Annotated in this window: 26 protein-coding genes; 7 read left to right on the top strand and 19 right to left on the bottom strand. The window is 53.7% G+C overall.

Features of this window, described 5'->3' with window-relative positions:
• Window positions 1-18: 18 nt before the first annotated feature.
• Window positions 19-1,371, bottom strand: a complete 1,353-nt coding sequence (locus tag HBUT_RS00860; RefSeq protein WP_011821356.1) for a DsbA family protein — start codon at window positions 1,369-1,371, stop codon at window positions 19-21.
• Window positions 1,372-1,482: 111 nt separating this feature from the next.
• Between HBUT_RS00860 and HBUT_RS00855 the strand changes: the two genes are divergently transcribed.
• Window positions 1,483-3,018, top strand: a complete 1,536-nt coding sequence (locus HBUT_RS00855) for a carboxypeptidase M32 (protein ID WP_011821355.1) — start codon at window positions 1,483-1,485, stop codon at window positions 3,016-3,018.
• Here HBUT_RS00855 and HBUT_RS00850 read toward each other — a convergent pair.
• The 3 genes from HBUT_RS00850 to HBUT_RS00840 are packed head-to-tail and all read right to left on the bottom strand — an operon-like array spanning window position 3,008 to window position 4,279.
• Window positions 3,008-3,253, bottom strand: coding sequence for a bifunctional DNA primase/polymerase (locus tag HBUT_RS00850; protein ID WP_011821354.1), 246 nt, complete (start codon window positions 3,251-3,253; stop codon window positions 3,008-3,010). The two genes, HBUT_RS00855 and HBUT_RS00850, sit on opposite strands and share 11 nt — an antisense overlap.
• 27 nt (window positions 3,254-3,280) lie before the next feature.
• Entirely contained in the window at window positions 3,281-3,535 is a 255-nt protein-coding gene (locus HBUT_RS00845; RefSeq protein ID WP_048061632.1) for a FeoA family protein, read from the bottom strand.
• A gap of 27 nt (window positions 3,536-3,562) precedes the next feature.
• Entirely contained in the window at window positions 3,563-4,279 is a 717-nt protein-coding gene (locus HBUT_RS00840) for a metal-dependent transcriptional regulator (protein WP_011821352.1), read from the bottom strand.
• Window positions 4,280-4,360: 81 nt separating this feature from the next.
• Here HBUT_RS00840 and feoB point away from each other — a divergent pair, with 81 nt between their 5' ends.
• Together feoB and HBUT_RS00830 are read left to right on the top strand one after the other, a co-directional pair.
• A complete protein-coding gene (gene feoB / locus HBUT_RS00835) occupies window positions 4,361-6,514 on the top strand; it encodes a ferrous iron transport protein B (protein WP_011821351.1) in 2,154 nt (717 codons plus the stop codon).
• A 22-nt stretch (window positions 6,515-6,536) separates the two neighbouring features.
• The gene (locus HBUT_RS00830) at window positions 6,537-6,815 is read left to right on the top strand and encodes a hypothetical protein (RefSeq protein ID WP_011821350.1); all 279 of its coding nucleotides are present in this window, start codon (window positions 6,537-6,539) and stop codon (window positions 6,813-6,815) included.
• Here HBUT_RS00830 and HBUT_RS00825 read toward each other — a convergent pair.
• The gene (locus tag HBUT_RS00825; protein WP_011821349.1) at window positions 6,795-7,610 is read right to left on the bottom strand and encodes an SAM hydrolase/SAM-dependent halogenase family protein; all 816 of its coding nucleotides are present in this window, start codon (window positions 7,608-7,610) and stop codon (window positions 6,795-6,797) included. The two genes, HBUT_RS00830 and HBUT_RS00825, sit on opposite strands and share 21 nt — an antisense overlap.
• A gap of 756 nt (window positions 7,611-8,366) precedes the next feature.
• Between HBUT_RS00825 and HBUT_RS00820 the strand changes: the two genes are divergently transcribed.
• Both HBUT_RS00820 and HBUT_RS00815 read left to right on the top strand, forming a co-directional pair.
• Window positions 8,367-9,251, top strand: a complete 885-nt coding sequence (locus tag HBUT_RS00820) for a fumarate hydratase (RefSeq protein WP_011821348.1) — start codon at window positions 8,367-8,369, stop codon at window positions 9,249-9,251.
• Window positions 9,252-9,274: 23 nt separating this feature from the next.
• Window positions 9,275-9,874 (top strand): FumA C-terminus/TtdB family hydratase beta subunit, encoded by a 600-nt coding sequence (locus HBUT_RS00815; protein WP_011821347.1) that lies wholly within the window; start codon window positions 9,275-9,277, stop codon window positions 9,872-9,874.
• 82 nt (window positions 9,875-9,956) lie between these two features.
• Here HBUT_RS00815 and HBUT_RS00810 read toward each other — a convergent pair whose 3' ends face one another.
• Genes HBUT_RS00810 through HBUT_RS00795 form a run of 4 tightly spaced genes read right to left on the bottom strand, consistent with a single transcriptional unit; the run spans window position 9,957 to window position 13,613 of the window.
• Window positions 9,957-10,880, bottom strand: coding sequence for a succinate dehydrogenase/fumarate reductase iron-sulfur subunit (locus tag HBUT_RS00810; protein ID WP_011821346.1), 924 nt, complete (start codon window positions 10,878-10,880; stop codon window positions 9,957-9,959).
• A 46-nt stretch (window positions 10,881-10,926) separates the two neighbouring features.
• The gene (locus HBUT_RS00805) at window positions 10,927-11,283 is read right to left on the bottom strand and encodes a succinate dehydrogenase/fumarate reductase transmembrane subunit (protein WP_011821345.1); all 357 of its coding nucleotides are present in this window, start codon (window positions 11,281-11,283) and stop codon (window positions 10,927-10,929) included.
• Between the two features lie 30 nt (window positions 11,284-11,313).
• On the bottom strand, window positions 11,314-11,802 hold the full coding sequence (sdhC, locus tag HBUT_RS00800) for a succinate dehydrogenase, cytochrome b556 subunit (RefSeq protein WP_110138720.1): 489 nt from the start codon (window positions 11,800-11,802) through the stop codon (window positions 11,314-11,316).
• A gap of 53 nt (window positions 11,803-11,855) precedes the next feature.
• A complete protein-coding gene (locus HBUT_RS00795) occupies window positions 11,856-13,613 on the bottom strand; it encodes a succinate dehydrogenase/fumarate reductase flavoprotein subunit (RefSeq protein WP_011821343.1) in 1,758 nt (585 codons plus the stop codon).
• Window positions 13,614-13,895: 282 nt separating this feature from the next.
• Here HBUT_RS00795 and HBUT_RS00790 point away from each other — a divergent pair, with 282 nt between their 5' ends.
• A complete protein-coding gene (locus HBUT_RS00790; RefSeq protein WP_011821342.1) occupies window positions 13,896-15,293 on the top strand; it encodes an NAD(P)-dependent malic enzyme in 1,398 nt (465 codons plus the stop codon).
• A gap of 73 nt (window positions 15,294-15,366) precedes the next feature.
• Here the strand turns inward: HBUT_RS00790 and HBUT_RS09405 are convergent, their stop codons facing one another.
• The 10 genes from HBUT_RS09405 to HBUT_RS00750 all read right to left on the bottom strand — a co-directional run bounded on the left by HBUT_RS09405 (window position 15,367) and on the right by HBUT_RS00750 (window position 22,085).
• On the bottom strand, window positions 15,367-15,531 hold the full coding sequence (locus tag HBUT_RS09405) for a hypothetical protein (RefSeq protein ID WP_153801340.1): 165 nt from the start codon (window positions 15,529-15,531) through the stop codon (window positions 15,367-15,369).
• A 196-nt stretch (window positions 15,532-15,727) separates the two neighbouring features.
• Window positions 15,728-16,465, bottom strand: coding sequence for an acetate--CoA ligase family protein (locus HBUT_RS00785; protein ID WP_011821341.1), 738 nt, complete (start codon window positions 16,463-16,465; stop codon window positions 15,728-15,730).
• A gap of 48 nt (window positions 16,466-16,513) precedes the next feature.
• The gene (locus tag HBUT_RS00780; RefSeq protein ID WP_011821340.1) at window positions 16,514-17,173 is read right to left on the bottom strand and encodes a CDP-alcohol phosphatidyltransferase family protein; all 660 of its coding nucleotides are present in this window, start codon (window positions 17,171-17,173) and stop codon (window positions 16,514-16,516) included.
• On the bottom strand, window positions 17,148-17,897 hold the full coding sequence (locus HBUT_RS00775) for a phosphocholine cytidylyltransferase family protein (RefSeq protein WP_011821339.1): 750 nt from the start codon (window positions 17,895-17,897) through the stop codon (window positions 17,148-17,150). Before HBUT_RS00775 ends, HBUT_RS00780 begins: the two co-directional genes overlap by 26 nt.
• A gap of 316 nt (window positions 17,898-18,213) precedes the next feature.
• Window positions 18,214-18,375 (bottom strand): PIN domain-containing protein, encoded by a 162-nt coding sequence (locus HBUT_RS09755; RefSeq protein ID WP_228546745.1) that lies wholly within the window; start codon window positions 18,373-18,375, stop codon window positions 18,214-18,216.
• A complete protein-coding gene (locus tag HBUT_RS00770) occupies window positions 18,372-18,668 on the bottom strand; it encodes a type II toxin-antitoxin system VapC family toxin (RefSeq protein ID WP_011821338.1) in 297 nt (98 codons plus the stop codon). Before HBUT_RS00770 ends, HBUT_RS09755 begins: the two co-directional genes overlap by 4 nt.
• The gene (locus HBUT_RS00765) at window positions 18,665-18,946 is read right to left on the bottom strand and encodes a hypothetical protein (protein ID WP_048061356.1); all 282 of its coding nucleotides are present in this window, start codon (window positions 18,944-18,946) and stop codon (window positions 18,665-18,667) included. The genes HBUT_RS00770 and HBUT_RS00765 overlap by 4 nt, the downstream gene beginning before the upstream one ends.
• 389 nt (window positions 18,947-19,335) lie before the next feature.
• Window positions 19,336-19,698 (bottom strand): hypothetical protein, encoded by a 363-nt coding sequence (locus tag HBUT_RS00760; protein WP_011821336.1) that lies wholly within the window; start codon window positions 19,696-19,698, stop codon window positions 19,336-19,338.
• Complete coding sequence (locus HBUT_RS09750) at window positions 19,698-19,994, bottom strand: PH domain-containing protein (RefSeq protein ID WP_011821335.1); 297 nt, start codon at window positions 19,992-19,994, stop codon at window positions 19,698-19,700. The genes HBUT_RS00760 and HBUT_RS09750 overlap by 1 nt, the downstream gene beginning before the upstream one ends.
• 216 nt (window positions 19,995-20,210) lie before the next feature.
• Window positions 20,211-22,085, bottom strand: coding sequence for a CBS domain-containing protein (locus tag HBUT_RS00750; protein WP_011821334.1), 1,875 nt, complete (start codon window positions 22,083-22,085; stop codon window positions 20,211-20,213).
• Between the two features lie 98 nt (window positions 22,086-22,183).
• Between HBUT_RS00750 and HBUT_RS00745 the strand changes: the two genes are divergently transcribed.
• Entirely contained in the window at window positions 22,184-22,615 is a 432-nt protein-coding gene (locus HBUT_RS00745) for a hypothetical protein (protein WP_011821333.1), read from the top strand.
• The last annotated feature ends 41 nt before the right edge of the window (window positions 22,616-22,656 follow it).

Raw genomic sequence — 22,656 nt, 5'->3', positions numbered from 1 at the left:
CTACTGAAACTATGGCGTCTACCGGCTATGCTCTAAAAACCATGTTATTAGCTCGCGGAAGTAGTCTAGGGGCCTATAGCCAACGAAGTAGATTACCGTGCTACTATTCTCGCTCCATACAGCGAAGCTGGGTGTGCCCGTCAAGCCTAGACGAAGCGCCTCCCTAGTAGATTCATCGACTAGGCTTGCCGCGCTACAGTCTGCAGACGCGTTAAGGCTTGAAGCCAGCTCTGCCGCTATCTCTCCCAGCCTATCGTAGAAGGTCTTGTTTCCGGTTACGGGCTCGCTAGCATATATCATTAGCTCCGAGTATATCCTCCTAGCCTCCTCGAGGTAGACCTCTGAGTTCCCTGTAGCATTGTAGTAGCAGAGGAGGAGCTTGTGTATCCTAACCACATTCTCGTTGTTGTGTATTATCAGGTCTAGCACGTGGAATGTCACGGTGTTGTTTTCTATGTACTTCTCTATGCCTGGAAACACCGTCTTATAGAATAGCGCACAGTAAGGACATGCAAAGTCCTCGAATATTGCTATGTGCACCGGGCCACTGCCCAGCGAGGGATGAGCCTCAAGCCCCTTGGGCAGCTCGCGGGACTCGAAGGCATCAAGGACGGGGCTACCGGCAATCATCGCTGCGATATTGACGTCAGTCTCGTAGATGCTTGGTGCCACCTCGCGCAGCGCCGGAGCACCTTCCGAGAGGTCAGCCTGGGAAACCGCGTAAAATGCTGGTCTAACTACCGGTTCTACACCATCCGGCGGCTCTTCAACCACCTTTACGTCCGTTATATTGGCTGTAAATATCGCCGAGAACAACACATGGTACCGCTCGTTCTCCATAATTAGCTGCTTAAGGGCCGAGACATTGACCTTTGTGAAGGGCGTAGAGCCGTCGACTACGAGTAGCGTCGCAGTATTACGGTACACTGGGCCTTTGACGCCGAGCTGTACTGCTATTTGGGCTGCAAAAGCCGCTGTATAGTCTAGCCTCACTGGCCTCCAGCCATCCTTCACCGTAGTGTTTAGGAGTATTGAGGCGAGCTGGCTGCTAATGTTCTGGGCTTTCACAAGTATGACCGGATACACCCTAAACTCGTCTCCAAACTTTGACGCCTCTATGGTACAGTATCTAGCACCACTGATATGCCCGGCTAGCTGGAGTTCGAGATACCTTTTGAGCTCTTCTGCAAGTTTTTCCTGGCCATCCACGTAGACTACCGCTACAGCTGGCCCATCACCCAGGCAGAATTCGGCGCTGCCACCTCCTCCCCGAAAATACGTCATGAACATTGCTACAACACCAACTACGACAGCTAGTACACCAGCTACAAGTAAGATACTATGCCTACGTGACCTACGAGGCTTAACCATTTACTGCTACACCTAGGCATGACCTAGGCTTCTGCAACCCATCTAATACCTGTCGCGGAAACACCAAAAACCCACAAGGCCCAGCCCGGGAACGAGCGGAGGAGACCCCCTTTGTCCGAGCAGACCCATCTCTTCCAGGACGAGATCGTCAAGAAGATAATTGAGAAGACCCGCGTCCTCTGGGCACTCAAGCACGCCCTAAGCCTCATGAGCTGGGATCTGGAGACATACATGCCCCCGCGCGGCGTAGAGGACCGCTCAGTAGCGTTCGAGGAGCTTGAGGGCCTCCTCCATAGGCTCAGCAGGGATCCGGAGCTTGAGAAGCTTGTGGAGAAGGCTAATGAGAGGCTAGACCAGCTAAACGACTACGAGCGCGGCGTTGTAAGGGTTATGAAGAGGATGCTCCGCATTGTGAAGCTCATACCGGAGGAGCTAGCTAGGAGGGAGGCAAAGGTATCAAGCGAAGCTACGGTGGTCTGGAGGGAGGCCAAGAAGAAGGCTGACTTCAAGATGTTCGAGCCATATCTAAAGGAGATCGTCGAGATACAGAGGGAGAAGGCTGAACGGTTAGGCTACGAGGAGCACCCCTACGACGCGCTCCTAGACCTCTACGAAGAGGGACTAAGGACACGCGACATGGAAGCCATCTTCTCCGAGCTAGTCCCCGCAACCAAAAGGATCCTGGAGAAGGTGCTGAGCGGCGGCTTCTACCCGCAGAATCACCCTCTCGAAGAGGCAAAGTACGATGTGGCCAGGGCGAGGGAGCTCCTCAAATCAATACTTAACGGCTTTGAGTGGCCATGGGATCGTGGCAGGCTCGATGAGTCAGCTCACCCATTCACCATAGAGCTAGGCATGAACGATGTTAGAATAACAGTGCGCTACGAGGGCTATGACATCAAGAGGGCTGTGTATAGCCTCGTGCACGAGTATGGCCACGCCCTCTACGAGCTACAGATAGACCCGAGGATAGCACGCACACCAATAGGCCACGGTGTCAGCATGGGTGTGCACGAGAGCCAGTCCAGGTTCTGGGAGAACATAGTTGGACGTGGCCCCTGGTTCATACCATGGCTCAAAGAGAGGATGGACAAAACGATAGGCTACACTAGGGACTACACCCTCCTAGAGCTATATAGGTATGTTAACACTGTGAAGCCGGGCCTCATAAGGGTTGACGCCGACGAGGTAACCTATAACCTCCACATCTACCTCAGGTTCACGATAGAGAAGAAGCTGATAGAGCAGAGCCTAAACGTTGACGAGGTGCCCCAGGTGTGGGACGACATGATGGAGGAGCTGCTGGGCGTAAGGCCGCGCAATGCTGCTGAGGGCGTGCTACAGGATATACACTGGAGCCACGGGAGTATAGGCTACTTCCCAACCTACACGCTAGGCAACGTGATAGCAGCAATGATATGGAGAACTCTGTGGAGCCGCAGCCAGGAGCTGCTGCGAGAGCTGAGGCTAGCAGAGCTGCGCAGATGGCTCGGCGAGAACATACACAAGTGGGGTGCAACCTATCCGCCGAAGGAGCTTGTGAAGAGGGTTATGGGCGAAGAGATAACTGCAGGGCCTCTCATAGAGTATCTGGAGTGGAAGTACCTCAAGCTGCCGGGAGAGGTAGAGGATTATCTCAAGCCATAGCCTGCTTTTCGAGAAGCCTCCTCACATCCTCGCCGCGGAAGTAGAAGTAGTAGCCGTCACCTGCTTCAACAGCAAACCTTTCAAGCACAGCTAGCTTTTCCAAAACCTCGCGGGGGAGGCTAGCAAGTGTGAATCCCTTACCGTCAACACGTATTACTATGAGGCCACTGCGCTCCTCGACCTTTGCACCAAGCTTTTCGAGAAGCCTAGCTAGCTCGTCGACAGCCCCACTCAAAGGAGCATACACCGCTAACAACGGCTTCTAGACGGGCTCTACTAGAACCTTTTCCGCCAAGCCACGCCCAAGGGCTATGACGGCGCCGCGAACCCTTACGAGTATAGGGCCCCTACCATAGTTCTCCACTATCTCGACGACAGCGCCGGGCGTTAGCCCCATTTGTAGGAGCCTCATCCTTACACCATGGCCTCCGTTTGTGACGGTTAATATGCGGGCCCTAGAGCCTGGCGGTAATGCTACTAGCGGGACCGCTCTCGGACGTGACGTGTCCGTAGGCATAGCCGTCAAGATGTCTTGCACCCCCGTTTAGCTAGCACTGTTTTCTGGTAGAACATATACGAGGCAGGCGTGCATGACGGGAACCTCTCGCTCGCCGATACCCTCAACGTCTACTATCAAGTGGCTTTGCCCAGCATAGATTACGCAGACACGACGACCAATAAATATGCCCTGCTCTATGAGCCTACGGCCCCACTCATGGACAGCCATTGTTATCCTCACAATCTTCCCACATGCACCGCTCTGGAGGCTTGAGAGCGGCACCGCCCTCCGTATCTCCTCGGGAACCTTAGCACCCGGGATCGGGTTGCCCATCGGACACGTGCCGGGCCTACCAAGCCTCTCATAGATTCTATCAATAATCTCGTCGGGGAGATGCTCCATCATGTGCGCATATCTGTGAGCCCTGAGCGGGTCTAGGCCCACGTAGTCGTGAAGAAACCTCTCTATCACACGGTGTTTCCAGATGATGCGCTCGGCAATCCTCCTACCGAGCCCCGTTAAGCGTGCACCGCGATACTTCTCCCTCACTACGTAGCCCTCAGCTTCAAGCTTAGTCAGGATCTTCGACACCGTAGCTGGCTTAACCCCAAGTTCCTTTGCTATAAGAGTCGTGCGTGCAGCCCCCAGCGTCTCCTCGAGCTTGTATATAGTTACAAGGTAGTCCTCGAGAGCTGTCGTTGCTGCTTCGGTGCCGGTTAGCCTCCTTCTCTCCGCAACCGCCCGCCTGCTACGAAAATCCACCATTTACCCCTGCTAAACAAAACTATCTTGACACCTTATAAAGGTTTAGATATATCTAAATCTAAACGGGTGAAGAAGATCATGGTGCTACAGATAGGCCATAAATCTGGGACGAAGACGCTTCAAAAAGGAAAGGATTGCAAACTAGTAGTAGCATTGGTTGGCAACCCTAATGTCGGCAAATCAACATTGTTCAACACGCTTACGGGCAAGACGGCCCATGTTGCAAACTGGCCCGGTGTAACAGTAGAGCTTGAAGCTGCTGTGAGTAGGTATGGTGACAAGACGATATGCTTTGTAGACTTACCAGGCACCTATGGCATCTCCGCTTCCAGCCAGGAGGAGGTCGTAGCTAGGGAGTTTATTGTCACTGGCATACCGGACGTCATACTCGTAATCGCCGACGCAACAGCACCAGAGAGAACCCTCTACCTCGCACTACAGATACTTGAGTTAACAGCACGAGTAGTCATAGCCCTTAACAAGATGGATCTAGCCCATAGCATGGGCATACACATCCACGTAGACGAACTCGAGAAGAAGCTGGGAGTACCCGTGGTTACTGTCTCGGCGCTACAGAGGCTGGGAATAGACGAACTCATGAGAACCTTGATTGATGTTGCTGAGGGGAGGAAGGGGCGTAAAGAGCCACTAAGAATAGACTATGGTGTTCTCGAACCATACATAGCTGAGCTGGAAGCTCACATAGCTAGGGATAATCCGCTCAAGAACTACAATCCTAGGTGGTTAGCGGTACGCCTCATAGAGGGCGATCCACGGCTCGAGGAACTGCTGGTGAAGGCCGGCCGTGGCGACATCGTGGAGAAGGCTAGGGAGCTGAGAGAGCACTTCCGCAAGAGTAGTGGCATGAACCCGGAGGATGCTGCAGTGTCAGCAAGGTTCGAGTATGCTGAGAAGCTGGTGAAGGGTGCCATTGTCCGGGTTCAGAGGCCGGAGTCGAAGCTAGCAGCGATACTCGAAGAACTCTTTCAGAGGCCTATACTTGGCCCCGTGCTTGGCCTCTCGCTGCTATTCCTAGCATTCCTTGCGATCTTCACGGTTAACACCGGGTTCCCACTGAACATAATATTCGAGGAACTAGGTTACGTGGACCTCGCCGCAATGGTGGAGGAGTATAGTATTAGCGGGTTGCTGGGCAGCTTCTTCAACTGGCTAGCAGGCGCTACCGAGGCAGCACTAGCTGGGAGGACCCCGGAGTGGATTGTGAGCCTGCTAGCCGATGGGGTGATACCGGGTGTAGGCAGTGTATTATCATTCCTCCCGCTAATCATGCTGGTATCTGCTGTCATAGCAATGATGGAGGATTCCGGCGTAGCACCGAGGATAGCTATGGCGATGCACGGGTTATTTGCCAGGTTCGGGCTCAGCGGCAAGGCGCTATTCCCGATGCTGATCAGCTTTGGCTGTAACGTGCCGGGCGTAATGGCTAGCAGGGCTGCAATAGAGGAGGAGGAGCGTATTGAAACAGTACTAGCCATACCGTTCATACCGTGCCAGGCACGCCTGCTGGTGCTGCTAGCGTTCATGCTAACCTTCGTACATTCGCCCGTGATGCAGGCTGCAGGAGTACTAGCTGCATATCTGCTCGGCATACTGGTGTACCTGTTAACAGCGCTACTAGTACGGAGGCTATACTTCAAGAGGAGGGATGCCCCAGAGTTTGTGATAGAGATACCGCCGATACACAAGCCGAGCTGGAGGGTTGTATGGTGGATAACATGGGACTATAGCAAACACTTCCTAAAGAAGGCTGGTGGCATCATCCTCGCACTGAGCGTGGTAACATGGGCCTTGCTGAGCTACGGGCCAGGCGGCGTGGTTGGGAATTCTGCTGAGAGCTATGGCGCCATGCTGGGCAAGTACTTCGCACCAATAGCCGAGACCTTGTGGGGCATGGATCGCGAAACTGCGTGGAGAGTAATGTTCGCGGTTATCAACGGCTTTATAGCGAAGGAGGCTCTGGTAGAGACTGTTGCACTAATGCAGGGCACAGAGGACCCCGTAGAAGCTCTCCAGAGCCTAGGCTTAACAACACCACAAGCAATGGCTCTGCTCGTATTCGTGATGCTCTACCTGCCATGCCTAGCAACACTGGCCGTGATGTATCAGGAGGTTAGGAGCGCCAAGCTCGTACTAGCAGCACTAGCATACATGGTATCACTCGCGACAGTATTCTCGCTCGCAACCTACTACGTACTACTACCATTGACATAGCTTGCTGGCGGGGAGGAGTCTGATGGGTAAGCAGCTAGTCCAGAAAGCCCTCAGCGTGGTTAGAAGGTACAGGGTTGTCTCTCCAGAGCTGCTGGAGAAAGAGCTGGGAGTCGATAAGGGCACAGCTGAGATGCTCATAGCGGTACTGCTCGCCCAGGGCTATCTACGCGAGCTAAGTGGGGGCGGCAATCCATGCCAGTACTGTCCACTAGCTAGAATCTGTACCCCGGGCAAGAGGCGAGACTGCCCCCTGGGGAGGAGTGGTTTGAGGCTATACCTGCTAGCCAGGCGCGATAACTAATCTCTCTCCTATCCTCACACCCAGCTTTTCCCCTGCATTTCCAAGGTTTACTGCCAGCTCTGGGAACCCCAGACTGTTAAGGTAGAACACCATCTCCCCCGGCTCTGCATGACTAAACACTGGGAGACACTTAGCCTCAAACACTCCTCTACCAGTCTCCACAACCACCCTGCCGCTCCGCCTGCAGAGCCTTTCCACACAATCCCTCTCGAGGCCTAGCGCTACATTGCCGAAATGGTCTATGTAGACTACCTCGGCCTCAACGCGGCCTTCATTTATGCATTGTGTTCTCAGGCTCAGTCTACGTAGCGTAGAGGGCTCAACCGGGCCGCCGAGGGCACTTACAGGCACGCCGAGGGCTAGGAGGGCTGCAGCTGGGCCGAAGACGTCGCGGCCATGGAAGCTCATTGAGACTGGTTTGAGGAATATTGCCTCGTTACTTATCTCGTGTACTCTCACAATACCATCCTCCTCGATGGCTGGATAGAGTACGCCGTTGTCAGGGCCTACGAAATAATAGTTCCTAGTCTCGACGGCTATTGCTCGGCGCTCGGTACCAACACCCGGGTCTACGACCACCAGGAAGACTGTGCCGGGGCGAAAGAACCTGTAGCCAGTGTATAGTATGTAGGCGCCAGCAACAATACTAAAGGCGGGAACATCATGCGTCAAGTCGATAACCCTAACACGGCCACCCGAGACGAGGTCGATAACGCCGCGCACAATGCCTGCATAAGGGTCACTCCACCCGAAATCACTCATGTAAACTACCACGCCAGTAGGCCGCGGAGCCAAACCTAGCCGACACCCCCTAGCCACAATCCAGCTCCTACAAACCCTGGAGGACGATGGAGAGGCTAATCAGCCTATCCCAAACCCCTATGGTGAGTATCCCCTCCCTCCTCTAGCAGCAGGTGAGCGGGAGGGGATACACGCGGGGCCAGGCTTTTTCTTCCGATGCCTTCTCGTCCCAACTTGTTTTGTCCTTGCTCCTTTCACTATTTTTGCTTGTTTGGGCCTCGGCAAGGCCGGAAGTCAGCACAGCCCCCAATACGCGGGGGCTAAGGAGGTAGCCAAACTACCTCATAGGCCCAACACGTACTAGGCCCAACTGGGCTATAATGATTGGCCTACATAGCCTATGGACTAGGCTGCAAGAGCACGTAGACCTCGACTGTTAGCGGGCTGCTGTTGATGCTGGCTGCACGTTGAGGTTAATTGGCTAGGCTGGCCCATCCTCAAAGCTTCCGAGGGACAGTAGTATAGTCATACCCTTAGCGTCGCAGTGGCTCCAAGGGGCTTAGCCTAGGAGACATCACAGAGGATGGCTCGGTGATGCGGGGCTCCACCCATCCCCGCCTCGAGGGCGGGTCGTAAGCCGGGTCTCCGGGGTTTCTCGTCACCGCCTCCCAGCTCCGCGATCTTGCTTGAACGGGGCTTATACTGGTGGTGTCCTTGACTGGGTTCTGACCAGCACTGACTAGCATATTTTACACACCGTAAATAGTATTGAAAGTACGGCTGCAGAGAAACAAAACGGGTTGATGACAGTTGCCTGAGCTTGAGGCCCGGCTACGCGAGTTCCTCGTCGAGTTGATAAGGGTTGCCGAGACCCGGCTGCCGCTCGACGTCTACAACGCGCTTAAGAAAGCATTGGAGGTTGAGGATAACCCTATAGCGAAGCAGCACCTGGAGGCCATTCTGAGGAACTCCGAGCTAGCAGCAAAGCTTGGTAAGCCTATATGCCAGGATACCGGTACGCCGGTGTTCTACATAAGGCTTGGTGAGGAGTTCCCCCTCCGGGCGAAGATATACGAGGTAGCTACTGAAGCTGTGAGAGAGGCGACAAGGCTCATACCATTGAGACCCAATGCTGTCAACCCTATACGCGGTGGAAACACGGGCGATAATACTGGCAGGCACATACCGTGGTTCGACGTAGAGATTGTGCCGGGTGACCGGCTAGAAGTCACGTTTGTAGCTAAGGGCGGTGGCAGCGAGGCGCCCTCAACGCTTAACATGGCACTGCCGATAAGGGGGATCCGCAACGTCTGGGAGACAGTACTAAAGGCCGTTGTCTCTGCCGGCCCTAAACCATGCCCACCCGTAGTCGTCGGCGTTGGCATCGCAGCGCTGGGCGAACAAGCACTGGCAATTGCCAGGAAGGCAGCCCTCCTACGCCCTCTCGGCGAGAGGCATCCCGAGCCGGAAATAGCTGAGCTAGAGGAGAAGCTCCTCGATGCAATCAACAGTCTGGGTATAGGCGTACACGGCTTCGGCGGCAAGATCACTGCGCTAGATGTACACATAGACTATGCGCACCGACACCCAGCAACCTATGCTGTAGGCGTCGTGTTCAACTGCTGGGCCATAAGGAGGGCAACAGGCTACATAACACCCGATGGCAGGTGGGAGATAACATCAAAACACATCTAGATCCATGCAAAGGGGTGAACCCCATGACCAACGTGTATAGGCTCCGGACTCCCCTCTCCGAGGAGGATGTACGCAAGCTACGCGTAGGGGACATCGTATACCTCTCTGGCCTAATATTCACCGCTAGGGACGCTGCGCACCGGAAGATTCTCGAGCTTCTCAACCGCAACGAGAAGCTACCGTTCGAGCCGAGGGGTCTAGCAGTATACCATGTAGGCCCCGTTGTTAGGAAGAGGAATGGCGAGTGGGAGGTAGTAGCTGCCGGGCCAACAACAAGCACCAGGATGGAGCCCGTAGAGCACGAATTCATAGCAAAGACTGGGGTTAGAATGGTTATAGGCAAGGGAGGCATGGGGCCCAGGACCGCTGAGGCGTGCAGAAGGTACGGCGCCGTCTACGCTGTCTTTACAGGTGGTGCTGCTGTACTAGCGGCCCAGGCAATTAAGCGGGTAGTTGATGTCTACTGGCTGGAGGAGCTAGGCATCCCAGAGGCAGTATGGCTCTTCGAAGTCGAAGACTTCGGCCCCCTAACAGTAGTCATTGATGCAACCGGCAAGAATCTCTACGACGAGGTAATGGAGAACGCTAGGAAGAGGATGGAGGAAATACTTAGCAGGATATAAGCGGCGATGTCTTCCAGACTAAAAGAGGGGTGTGAAAAAGCAGGATTAGGCTTGCCAACACAACCCTTTTTTGATGTGCCACTCACTCTCTGAGCCACTCCTCGTGGAGGTCTATGTTTACCGGCTCCCTCGCCTGTTGCTCGGGGTCTACGCCTTCTAGCAGGTTGTGCTTGGGGTACTCAGCCTTTACTTGTCTTAGCGGCTTCTCCAATGGACCCGCAACCTTTGATGTCTTCCTCTTCCTCCAGAGGCCTAGCTTGTCTAGGAAGACTATTCTCCTCAGCCTCTGTATCGCCGCCGCTGGATCCACGTCCTTGGGGCAGACCGCGCTGCATGAGGCCGCAAAGTGGCAGCGGTGGCAGCCGTGCTCTGTATCTACTACTGCTATCCTCTTCTCTGCACCTTCATCGCGGACATCTACTATGAACCTATAGGCCTGGGTTAGCGCTTGCGGCCCAAGGTACTCGGGGTCGGAGGCTGCTACTGGGCAGGCTGCATAGCATAGGCCACACATTATACATAGGCTGTACTGGTATATTTCCATGTGCTCCTCGGGGCTCATCAGAAACTCGTATTTGGCTTCGTCAACCTCCCTGGGGTTCCGCCTTATGATGTAGGGCATTATGGCTCTATGCTTCTCGAAGAACCTTGTAAAGTCTGTTACGAGGTCACGTACCACCGGAAAGTTTGGCAACGGCTCCACGGTAACCACTGGCTTCTCATTGGTGGCTATTGCCCCCACTTGTGTCTGACAAGCGAGCCTCGGGGTACCATTTATCAGCATTCCACAGCTCCCACAGACGCCCTGGCGGCAGCTATACCTCATCGACAGCGTCGGGTCCAGACGCTCCTTAATCCATATCAGGGCGTCAAGCACCGTCATGCCTCGGTATGTCTGCACCCTGTACTCTTGCCACCAGCTTCTCCCTGTCTCGGGATCGTAGCGTTTAATCCGAAAGATTACCTCCTTCGGTGGCTCGGGTATCGAGCCGAGCCTCTCGGCCATACATCGTTCACCCCCACATTATAGCCTGCCGCATGGCCTTCACGGGCTAGCCCTGGAGATGAGTTATTATCGTGTTGAGCCCGTATATGGTGAAGCCTATGAAGAGAATCCAGAACAATACGTTTACGAATATCGTCCAGGCCCTACCCTGCCTCATCTCTAGCAACATGCCACGAAGCCCGTTGAGGCCGTGGAATAATGCTGCAACAAGGAGTATTGCCAATATCCACCAGTACTCGCTGTAGGCATTTTGCACCTTCTCAACCTCAAGACTGCCTTCGTAGCTTTCTGCTGCTAGCGGGCTTATGCCTGGAATCCGCTCTACGAGGTGGAATGTTAGCACTAATACGAGTATCATCGCTGTAATGTATTGCCATATCTGTAGCGTGGATGCACGTGCCACCCTAGGTCACCTCCTTCACGTCTATTCGGCCTAGAATAGTCGACCCGTGAAAATCAATATGCCCGCAAGCATCCAGCCTATGATGCTCAAGGCGAACACTATGTAAAGCCCGGTTCTCTGGCCTCCCTTGAGGCTTGGCGGTATGTATGGAGGCTTTGGCAGCTCTGGCTTCCCGATACCTGTACCGAAGAATTCTACAAGTAGTAGTCTTATACCATTAAGCCCATGGTAGATGACTGCACCTGCCACAATCCACTCGCCAATCTTGTTGAATAGGCTGTTAGCAAACGTTGACATTATATCCTCCCATTGTGTAGGGTTTGTTGAGTAGCTTGTAACGATGACGTGGGCTAGCAGGTATACTACGATTATGAAGCCGGTTACGCGGTGTAGAATGAATGCTAGCCTTTCCGGGTTATTCTTCGCCTTGATGAGCCATGGGTTTAGGCTTGCAGCTAGGAACCCGGGCATGTTCTCGAGGAGTACACGTTTCCTCTTCTCCCCGGCCAAGCCATACATCCCCCATGATCTGAGATTGACACGCTAAGCACGGGAAACAAGATAGGGGTGTACTAGTACTTGCGCTCTATCGGCTTCCACGTTGTGATTGTTACCGGTGTGTAGGTTACTTCTATTTTGTCGTCTGCTGTTAGGTATGTTAGGGTGTGTTTTAGCCAGTTCTCATCGTCTCTCTTCGGATAGTCTATTCTGTAGTGGGCTCCGCGACTCTCTGTACGTAGTAGAGCTCCATAGGCTACTGAGTAGGCTACATCGAGCATGTTTTGGGTCTCGAGAACTGTTATCATGTCTGTGTTGTATATCCTGCTCTTATCGCTCGGATACACCTTTTTCATGGCCTCGCGTAGCTCTAGTATTATCTTCAGTGCCTTCTTTAACCCCTCTTCATCGCGGAATACGTAGACATACTTGTCCATTGTCTCGCGGAGCTTCGCCCTAATTTCGTATACTGTTGCAGAGCCGGATTCATGCTTCAATAGCATATCGAATATCCTCTTCTCCTCCTTGGCTATGCTGGACTCGCTGGGCTTCGGGTCGGGCATACCCATCTCCTTGGTCTTGATCACATACTGAGCTGCTTGCCTGCCAGCTATACGACCGCTTGTGAGACACTCTGCTGTGCTGTTGGCACCCAATCTGTTAGCGCCATGAATACTTGCTGATGCAACCTCACCCGCAGCCCAGAGACCCTTAACCCACTTACCATCCACGGTTAAGACGCGATAGTACTTGTCGGTGTGAATGCCGCCCATCGAGTAGTGGGCTGCAGGTCTCACCGGTATGGGCTCCGTGACAGGGTCTATGCCTGCATGCTTGATTGCTATCTCGCGTATACCGGGGAGCCTTTCATTTATCTTCTCCTCGCCGAGATGGCGCAGGTCAAGCAGCACGTACTCGAGCCCGCTTACCGGATCGCGGAACCCTCTACCCTCACGTATCTCAGTCATAATTGCTCTCGACACGACATCACGTGGTGCTAGCTCCATCCTCTGAGGAGCATAACGCTTCATGAACCTTTCGCCGTTCTTGTTTATGAGATAGCCTCCCTCGCCGCGTGCACCCTCCGTGATTAGTATACCCGAGGGGACTAGGCCCGTGGGATGGAACTGGATGAACTCCATGTCTTTGAGTGGTATACCAGCACGTAGCGCCATTGCTTGGCCGTCGCCTGTTACCGTGTGGGCGTAAGTGGTGAACTTGTATATTCTGCCAGCACCACCCGTAGCAATTATGCCTGCCCTAGCCCGGAAGACTAGAAACTCGCCACTCCTCATATCAATGGCTGTAACACCCTTGAATACTCCATCCTCGATTATAATGCTTGTAACAAAGACCTCGTCATAGCGATCCCAGTTGTCATAGCCAACTAGCCTGCTATAGAGGGTCTGCATCTCGTAGAAGCCAGTCTTGTCAGCTGCATATGTGGCTCGGGGAAAGCTGTGCCCTCCGAAGGGCCTCTGTGCTATTCTACCGTCGGGCCTTCTGCTCCAGGGGAGCCCCCAGCGCTCAAGCAGTCTTATTTCCTCGGGCATTAGCTTTACAAACAGCCAGACCGCATCCTGGTCGGCAAGGAAGTCACTACCCTTAATCGTATCCCAGGCGTGTAGGGCAAAGCTGTCTCCCTCCTCCGGGTAGAGTACTGCCGCTGTACCACCCTGGGCTGCGACACTGTGGCTCCTCATGAGCTGAACCTTGCTTATCAGCGCAACGCTAATCTTGTCGCCGTAGGTGCGCTTGATCTCTAGTGCAGCGCGCAGACCCGCTAATCCAGAGCCAACTATCACTACGTCATAGTAGAACATATCCACCATGTGTTACGCGCCTCCCGTTAAGCCCCTGTAGCCTCCACTCAGTGAGTCTGCAAGGAGCGGACACATTAAGTGTATTGATGAATACATTCCACAAACAAATATAGTTATTAATATTAAAATCATGATATATCACCATTCTATCTAGTCTTAGGGGGCATTGTTCTCATATTTAACCCCCGAACAAACCTGTCACTGAACATTTTCAATCATTCTAAACCACAACATGTTTTAACATTTACAAATCGTTACCAAACACGGCCAGCTAGAGGTGTCCAAAATATCATGTCCGAAAAAGAGAGGATAGACTGGTATAGTATCTCCAAGAAACTACACCGGCTCTACGAGGGCAAGATAGAGGTTATACCTAAGGTTCCTGCATTTCGCCAAGACGACTTCGCTATCTGGTACACCCCTGGCGTAGCAGGCCCCGCCAAGGAGGACGCCGAGGATCCAGACGCAACATTCCACAATACCTGGCGTTGGAACACCGTCGCCGTTGTAAGCGACGGTACTAGGGTTCTAGGCCTAGGCGCTATTGGGCCCGAAGGCGCCCTCCCGGTAATGGAGGGTAAGGCCCTTCTCTTCAAAGCCCTGGGCGGCGTTGATGCCGTGCCCCTAGTTCACAGGGCGAGGGATCGGGAGAAGTTCCTCGAGCTACTCGTGTTAATAGAGCCGAGCTTTGGCGGCATAAACCTCGAGGATATCGAGAGCCCCAAGTGCTTCTACCTCCTTGACGAGGCTCGGAAACGGCTAAACATACCCATATGGCATGACGACCAGCAGGGTACCGCAACCGTAACCCTTGCAGGCCTCATAAACGCCGCTAAGCTCACTGGCAGAGACCTGCGCAAGATGAGGATAGCACTCATAGGTGCCGGTGCCGCCAACACTGCACTTTACAGACTGTTGAAGGCCTATGGCGTAGATCCCAAGAATATGGTCGTGGTAGACTCTAAGGGTGTACTGCACAGCCAGAGAGAGGACATCGAGAAGCTGAAGGAGAAGAACCCGTGGAAGTACCAGATAGCAGTCGAGACCGACGGCGGCTGGAACCAGCTACGAGGCGGCGGCATAAAGGAGGCCCTCGAAGGTGCAGAAGCTGTTGTAGCGGCTTCCAAGCCAGGGCCAGGCGTGATAAAGCCCGAGTGGATAAAGCTAATGGACAAGGACCCCATAGTCTTCGCCGAGGCTAACCCTGTGCCAGAGATATGGCCATGGGAGGCTAAGGAGGCTGGTGCAAGGGTCGTAGCGACTGGGCGCAGCGACTTCCCCAACCAGGTAAACAATAGCCTTGCATTCCCCTCAATATTCCGTGGCGTACTGGACGTACGCGCCAGGACAATCACCGACACCATGGCTATAGCTGCTGCCGAGGAGCTGGCAAGATTCGCCGAGGAGAAGGGGCTACGAGAAGACTACATCATACCATCGATGGAAGAGTGGGAGGTATATCCACGCGTAGCCGCCGCAACCGCAGTAAGGGCTGTGGAGGAGGGAGTAGCAAGGCTCAAGACTACATACGAGGAGGAGTACGAGAAGGCCAAACAGATAATCGCTACGAGCAGAGAGAAGGTACTCAAACTAGTAGACGTAGGCCTCATAAAGAAGCTGCCCGAAGAGGTAGAAGCTGTAATACAGCGTGCTAGACGCCAGAGGGAAGAAATGCTCAAAGCTAGATAGACCCAAAAAGACTAATCAATTCCGTTTTTTACGGAGACGCTGGCTCCTCTCCATGGACACTCCGGCTGTACTGCTAGAGGAGCCGCCCGAGGAGCCTCTCAGCTCCACGTTCATCCTCGCTTGTAAACCCGATCCATACACTGGTTCCGAATACCAGCTGAGTCCTAGTACTATCCACAACGCTCATTCTTACACGAGCCTTCTTTGCTGTAAACTTTTGCAGACAACAGACTTCCACGGTTCCCGCTAACGAGAGCCTCCCATGTCCACCCCAGCTCCAGGCAGTGCCGACCACGGGACAGCTACATGGCACCTCTATGGGAAAGAGGGGCCGCCATGGCTACTACTGTGTGGTTCCAGCCTGTAAATGGGAGGAGTTGGTGGTGCCTAACTAAGGGAGTGTTAAAACCAACCACCGTCAACGGAGAGAGTTGTTAGTGGTGCTCCTCACTGTGCTCTTCTCTCCCAACTATTATTCTTGCATCCACTGTTATTGCACTGTCTGGGTAGCTTAGGACTGGGTTTAGGTCTAGTTCTCGTATCTCAGGGTTTTCCACCATTAGCTTCTGTGCCGCCATTATCACCTTGATTAATGCCTTGATGTCCCTGGGGGGCAGGTTTCTGTAGCCCTTTAGTATCTTTGAGGCTTTGATCTCGTTTATCATTTCCTCTGCATCGCGCTCTGTGAAGGGTGCCACGCGGAAGCTTACATCACGGAACACCTCTACGAATATGCCACCTAGGCCGAACATTATTGTTGGGCCGAAGACTGGGTCGCGTAGACCTCCAACTATAACTTCTACCGCACCCTTGGGTGCCATCTTCTGGACTAGTACTCCTACTATTCTCGCGTTGGGAGCATGCCTCTTTACGTTCTCGATGATCTCGTTGTAGGCTTTCTTTACGTCTTCAGGTTTTTCCAGGCCTACTATGACGCCCCCTACGTCACTCTTGTGGACTATGTCTGGGCTAACAATCTTGAGGACTACTGGGTAGCCTATCCTTTCGGCTGCCTCTACAGCTTCGTCTTCGTTGCGTGCGAGGCCGTAGCCAGCTACGGGTACGCCATAGAGTTCTGCTACCGCTAGTGCTTCATGCTCGAGGAGCTTGCTGCGGCCCTCGCGCAGGGCTTGCTCGATAATCTCGAGGGCTTTTCTGCGTAACTCGCTCATGGTCTTGTTTCGCCTCCACCACTATTGTTTATGGTTTGAGGTTATAATTCAGCGCGGTCTCCCACCTTGATCAAGGTACTTTATTAGTTCAACAGTCTTAGCAACAGTATATGTATGGCCGAGCAGTGCGACAGTTATGAGGCCTTCTAGGGGTCTGCCTAGCAGCCCTGCTATGAAGACCGTGAAGAGCCTCACGTCGCGGCTTGCTATGCCCGGTATCCTCCCTATGAGTACAGGGTGCCTGCCGGCTACCTTCTCGCCAAAGGCGTGAATGTATGACACCATGAGGTCTCCCGTTATAGCTGCTAGTGCAACCGTAACAGCCAGTATGGGGTCTAGTGTTTCCGCTACGGCTAGGACCATGCCGAGGAGTAGTACTATATCAGCTAGCCTATCTAGTACAGTGTCGAAGAGTGCTCCTGCCTTGCTCTGGCGGCCTAGGACCCTTGCTATCTCCCCGTCGACCCCGTCGAGTATGCTGCCGAGCTGGGCTAGTATACCGCCAAGCCAGGGGTAGCCAGCAGCGAAGCCTAAGCCGCCAGCTGCAACCATGACCCCTGCTATGACGCTCACCGTGTCGGGGCTCGGTGGTCTCCTCCACGATGCGAGCCACATTGTTATCCTCGCTGATATCTTCCGGTTAATGGTTCTCGATATGATGCCGTCCGTTGGCTTGGCAAAGCTAACTGCGGAGCCACTCTTCGACATGCCTTATCACCCACCTACGCTGACCCCTCTCAGCCTCCTCCAGGTCCCTCGGCGTATCTATCTCAGTCCAGGGGAGGCACGAGACGTCTGCTACGAGTAGCCTGCCCCGCTGTGCAAGCCTCGAAGTTATAGTGTTAAGCTTCACAGTGTACTCGCCCGCTGCAACTGCTTGTAGCTCAGAAGAGTCGAGCGCATAGACGTGAACGCCCGTGTCAACATGGGTCCACCAGGCTATCCCCTTACCAACATCGTAGCCCCGTGGAAGTACTGCCTTCACAAACGTCGCCTCGTCGATGTCTATGCAGCAGGGCTCAGAGTCGCCAGCTATCATATAGTAGCCGGTCTGTACGCTGTAGCCAGCCCTTACCGGTATCAGCGGCGAGTATATGTGGTCAGTCATACTTACGTAGGCTGGCTCGCTGACCAATAACGGGCACTCCGTTGCTGCTAGTAGGAGGCTATATCCGTTCTCCCTCTCGGGCTCAGGGTTAACGACGACGGTGACGCTGCCACCACCATATATTGAGGATGCAAGCCCCCTCAGCTCGTCAGCGATCTCGCTCCTCGTAACTATACAGGCCTCCCTTGCCCCCGCTAGGTGTAGTACGCTAAGCGGATACCATGCCAGCGGCCTACCAGCAACCCGTAGTAGCGGCTTGGGCTTACCACCAAGCCTCGTACCTAGACCTGCTGCCAGCAGTACAGCCAGCCTCGGAGCCAGCATCAACCACCCCCATGCCTAAGGCAGTGAGATCAATAGGGAAGAGCAACTATTACACTTGAACTCGAACCCAACGAGCGTCTCAAGACGGAGCAAGAGGGTCGCAATCGCTGGGCTTCAGCACTGCAGCCCAGCTGAAGCCAGGCGTTAGCTATAGAGCTGTGGCCAGGCCTATCTCAGTGTCGGTGGTTTCGCTCATCCCCGAGCATAGAATGCTACACAAGGACCTACGGATAGATATGTATCCCTCTACAGCCTACATGCCAGCCACAAGTACCACTACCTACATGTTTACGGTACCGGCCGTACCTATCCCCAGCTAGTTCTCGGCTGCTAGTACAAGCGCTTTAACACCCTCCGCTGCGGCAACCTGGCCTAGCCTCTTATCCCCAGTAGCAAGCAGATCTGCCTGGGCATACCGTGCAGAGACTATCTGCAGCGCATCCGCTACGTAAATGTGGTGCCGGAGGACTAGCCTCAAGAGGAGGCTAGGAGACGATTCTTCACAAGCACCACTTTGAGTATTCCCAGGCGTATAAGCCTCTTGGTTTCCCTCCTGAAGCTGGCCAGAGCCGTGTTGTACTCGCTACGTGATATCCAGCCACGAGCCAGATACTTGTCCAGGACGCCTAGAACCTCGCCTACATTCCATATTGAGAATGCAAGTGTTATCTCGCCATCCAATGCCTTCTCGTAGAACTCTGCTACAGTTTCGCTTCCATCCTCCTCAATATACCGCTTCACTATGGCGCTCGAGTCAAGGTATACCCTCAATACCTTCCCTCCCTCAGCTCCCTCACCACATCCTCCGCCCTTGTAGCAACTCGTAGCCTTACACGCACCACACTTGGAGGAGCCTCAACATCACCCGGAACGTCGAGGCTGTCCAGGGCTTTGAGGAGAAAGAGTTCTGCTAGCTCCTCCTCCAACGCCTCTTCTACCGCACTGCTAAGAAACCGAGGCCCCCTCTCGGATACAATCTTCCTCTTAAACGCCTCCCACAACTCCCGGTCAACCATGATGTTCGTCTTTACCTTACCAGGCACATCCATCCACACCAGTAGGGTGAGGAGTAAAACTGTAAGATAGTATTGGCTTCCTCCACACAGCACCTATGCCAGCTAGAGAGGCCTAACCACCTCTTCTACCGTAAACCAGTGTAGAATGCGAAGTACCGGAAGGCCAAGAGCTGCATACTTCGACATAATTTGGATCTATTTACGCCCTCCAAGAAGCTATTGCATATAGCATGCCCTGGTTTCAGGTTAGAAGAAGTGCCATGACTTCATGTATTGCGGCATCGTTGTGTACAGACAGCGCCATGTGCTAGAGCTGGGTCAGCTATGCCGCGGGACAGGTGAGGCCAGCGACTAGTACGGAGAGTACCATGAGAAGCCTACTTAAGCCGATTGGGAGTGCTACTAGAGGGAGTGTTGGGTCGTCATGGCTGAGAGCGTAGAAGAGCGTAGAATATTGCTATATCTGTAATTCCTGTTGCAGCGATAACCAGTGCTATCACGAGCGCTTCTCCCTTAGTCATGGCTTCTCCTAAGAACACAATCTTGGCGGGAAGCAGGACTGCAGCAGCCACGGCAACGGCTAGGGCTGCAACGTATAGTGCTAGCGCTATACGAAGGTCCGGCCGTTGTATAGTATATAGTATCATTCTCGTCTCTCCCGAGGGGCCATTGCCTGCCATCCGTTCCAGCAGGTCCTTCAGCTTCACAGCATCATACCCTAACAGTATTCTCTGCCCGTCCCGGGTCTCTATCAGGAGAAGGTTTTCGGGCCTGTCAGCATACACTAGCGCCTTGCCAATATCGCGGAAGCAGAAGAGCCCAGAGTAGAATAGCTTGGGTATAGCTGTGCCCCAAGCCTGATCCCGGGGCCCAGCTTTTCTACAATCTCCACAGACGATATGGAGCCTAGGGGGATCTCGAGCCTGCCACAGCGCCCCAGGTGGACTAGGAGCTTGCCATCCGCTATCCTAAAGCTAGCTCTGCATAGTCTCCTCATAGACACCACTACGACAAGAATACCGTCAATAAGGATTGACAGTCCAAGGTAGAAGAGGAGGCTGCTAGCAAGGCAAGCCTCCAAGCCGCGCTCCTCTCCGACCCGTGCAGACACCAAGACGATGAGCAACTATTAATAATTCTTACGAGGTAGCAACGATTATGCTATGCATACGAGCTTGTAAGCCCTTAGGAAGGAGTGGAGAGCTTCTACGGGCCACGACCGTAAGGCTCAACTTGCCACAATGCGGATCTTATCAGTATTATCGGCTAAAAAGGAAGATAATGTACAACCTCATCTCTACTTGGCTTCCGGCTTCTTCTCTATCTTCACTGTTACGCCGCGCTCTAGGCGGAGCTTCGCTGTCCTCGCTAGCTCTCTCACGATGTCCGTCTTTGTTACTATACCTACAACCTTGCCCTCCTCGTCTACTACTGGTATACCATCAACATTGTGCTCCTTCATCAGCTCTATAGCCCTGACTACGTCGTCGCTGGTCTTAACGTATACGTCGTGTAGTGGCACGGTAGCATCTATGACTAGTAGCGGTGTTACCTTTACGTAGCGGCCCCTCTTGGCTGCGCCCTTGACTAGCTTGCGTACCCATACCAGGCGGCGGCTCTTAATGCCAGTCACAGCGTCCTCGTAGGCTACGAATGGCAGCCTGTTAGCCGAGATCACGCCCACGATCCTGGAGCCATCATACACTGTTAGGGCGTCAAGGTAGAATGTCTGCATCTTCTTCACTGCGTGGTATAGACTGTGGTGTGGATGCACAATGCCTATCCTGCTTGGAGTCATTATGTTTTCTACCTTGGCGCGGCCAGCCTGTAGCCTCGCATAGGCGTCCACAAGGTCGTCCTTCGTGATGAAACCGACGGGGCGGCCCTGCTCGTCCTCTACTATTACAAGCTCGGCCTTAGCCTCAACCATCTTCAGCGCTACCTGCTCTATGCTATCGTCAGCTTTTACTCTCGGTATCTCAGTGTCCATCACGTAGTCTATGAAGTAGCGGTCGTGCACCCTCCTCTTCCAGATCGGGCCCTTGAGGGCTATGGCACGGAGCATGCCCCACTTAGTTACAACGCCTACTATCTGGCCTCTCTCATCCACTACCAGGAGGTAGTTGGTCCGGTACCTTATCATCATGCGGCGTGCATGCTCCACGGTGTCGTTTATCGTTATTGCTGGCAGCTCCTCGCGGGCTATGTCAGCTGCGCTCAAGCCTATCAGGGTTTCAACCTGCGGCTTAGCAACAAGCACCTGCTGCAATACAGTCTCAGCAGTGACATAGGTTACGCGCTCCTCGGGCTTAACCTCTATCGGCAACGCAGCCTTCTTGGCCGGCTTTACTCTGCCAGGCTTGGCGCCCTCAATGTAGGCTCTTGCCACATCGTATATCGTGAGTACGCCTACAAGCTTGCCCGTCTCCTCGTCTATGACGGGGAGTATCGGTATATCATTCTCCACCATGACCTTGGCAGCGTACTCGATTGGCGTTTCTGGCGTTGCTACCGGTGCACCACGGAGCATTATCGTCCTGACCTTGGCCACAGTCTTGAGGCCACGCTCGCTCTCGCGGTGGAAGTACCAGCGGCCCGTCGATATGAACTCGCGGAGCGAGGTAATGCCCACAGGTATCGGCTCCTCCTTGCTACGCACAACCACCTTGCCGAGCTTGCCGTGGTAGACCAGGTCGCTCCAGACCCTGTTAACCCTCTCATCCTGCGTCGTAATGTATTCCTCGAGGTTCTCCGTCGTCATAACCTCCGCCACTGTCTCCGCTACCGGCTCTAGCCCAGCTGCCATTAATGCCTTGACGATATCTGCTATAGTTGCAACACCAACTACTACAGGGTTGTCGGGCGAGTCGAGGACCGGTACTGCGTATACCTTCTCCTCCTCCATCTTCTTCACGATATCCTCTATGTCATCGTCCTTGTAGGCGACGGGATAGTCGAGTGCTGCGTCCTTGACGCGGAGGTGAGAGTAGTGACTTGTAACCTGTATAGCCTCCCTCCACGTGACATAACCTGCAAACTTCATCGTCTTCTCGCTCTCAACAATAACCGCTATAGGCTCCTCGTTATCCCTCATCAAACTACGTGCAACTGTTAGCGGTGTATCCGGCTGAACTATAACACGCGGTTTTCTAGCAACCTCCCAGGCCTTCACTCTCAAACACCCAATAGCAATAGGGAAGTGGGAGGATTAAAGAAAGAACATGGTTAGAGAAACCGCTAACCAGAAACCTCCACGGGAGGGACTAGAGGATGAGGAAGGGAGACTGGCTCCCCGTAGCACTCCTCGAAGCAACAGGCATAACCCTGCTAACGATACTCCTCCACGTAGCCCCAGCCCACGGCGAGCCCGGAGCAGCAGGACTCTACGCCATACTACTAACAATAGCAGCATGGCTAGGCATACTCTCAATAGGCGTCAACACCATCGCAATAGTCTTCACGAGGCATAGGCTGGAATATACGGTCTACACGATAGCCTCGGCAGGCTACACCCTATTACTCCTAGCCCATACAACAACAGCCTTCACTACACAGCCACCCTACACCTACACCTCAGCACTAGCAGCAGCCACCTCAGCAGCGATACTAGTATACAACACCGTGAAAGCCGGAAGAGCACTCCTGCAACGCCTCGAAGAATACATCAAGAGTCAACATGGCCCAGCCTCCAGCTCCGGGTAAAGAATTTACCACCCCACCCGGCTAGCTAACACTAACACCAT

Origin of the sequence: Hyperthermus butylicus DSM 5456, assembly GCF_000015145.1 — an archaeon.
Classification (GTDB): Archaea; Thermoproteota; Thermoprotei_A; order Sulfolobales; family Pyrodictiaceae; genus Hyperthermus; species Hyperthermus butylicus.
This window is presented reverse-complemented; position numbering and strand designations above follow the sequence as displayed.

Coding starts and splice junctions, on each gene's coding strand:
- HBUT_RS00815 (WP_011821347.1), top strand. CDS start 9,275: ATGACCAACGTGTATAGGCTCCGGACTCCCCTCTCCGAGGAGGATGTA.
- sdhC (WP_110138720.1), bottom strand. CDS start 11,802: ATGTATGGCTTGGCCGGGGAGAAGAGGAAACGTGTACTCCTCGAGAAC.
- HBUT_RS00860 (WP_011821356.1), bottom strand. CDS start 1,371: ATGGTTAAGCCTCGTAGGTCACGTAGGCATAGTATCTTACTTGTAGCT.
- HBUT_RS00830 (WP_011821350.1), top strand. CDS start 6,537: ATGGGTAAGCAGCTAGTCCAGAAAGCCCTCAGCGTGGTTAGAAGGTAC.
- HBUT_RS00785 (WP_011821341.1), bottom strand. CDS start 16,465: ATGAGCGAGTTACGCAGAAAAGCCCTCGAGATTATCGAGCAAGCCCTG.
- HBUT_RS00775 (WP_011821339.1), bottom strand. CDS start 17,897: ATGCTGGCTCCGAGGCTGGCTGTACTGCTGGCAGCAGGTCTAGGTACG.
- HBUT_RS00810 (WP_011821346.1), bottom strand. CDS start 10,880: ATGGCCGAGAGGCTCGGCTCGATACCCGAGCCACCGAAGGAGGTAATC.
- feoB (WP_011821351.1), top strand. CDS start 4,361: ATGGTGCTACAGATAGGCCATAAATCTGGGACGAAGACGCTTCAAAAA.
- HBUT_RS00795 (WP_011821343.1), bottom strand. CDS start 13,613: ATGGTGGATATGTTCTACTATGACGTAGTGATAGTTGGCTCTGGATTA.
- HBUT_RS00765 (WP_048061356.1), bottom strand. CDS start 18,946: ATGGATGTGCCTGGTAAGGTAAAGACGAACATCATGGTTGACCGGGAG.
- HBUT_RS00845 (WP_048061632.1), bottom strand. CDS start 3,535: ATGCCTACGGACACGTCACGTCCGAGAGCGGTCCCGCTAGTAGCATTA.
- HBUT_RS00780 (WP_011821340.1), bottom strand. CDS start 17,173: ATGTCGAAGAGTGGCTCCGCAGTTAGCTTTGCCAAGCCAACGGACGGC.
- HBUT_RS00745 (WP_011821333.1), top strand. CDS start 22,184: ATGAGGAAGGGAGACTGGCTCCCCGTAGCACTCCTCGAAGCAACAGGC.
- HBUT_RS00790 (WP_011821342.1), top strand. CDS start 13,896: ATGTCCGAAAAAGAGAGGATAGACTGGTATAGTATCTCCAAGAAACTA.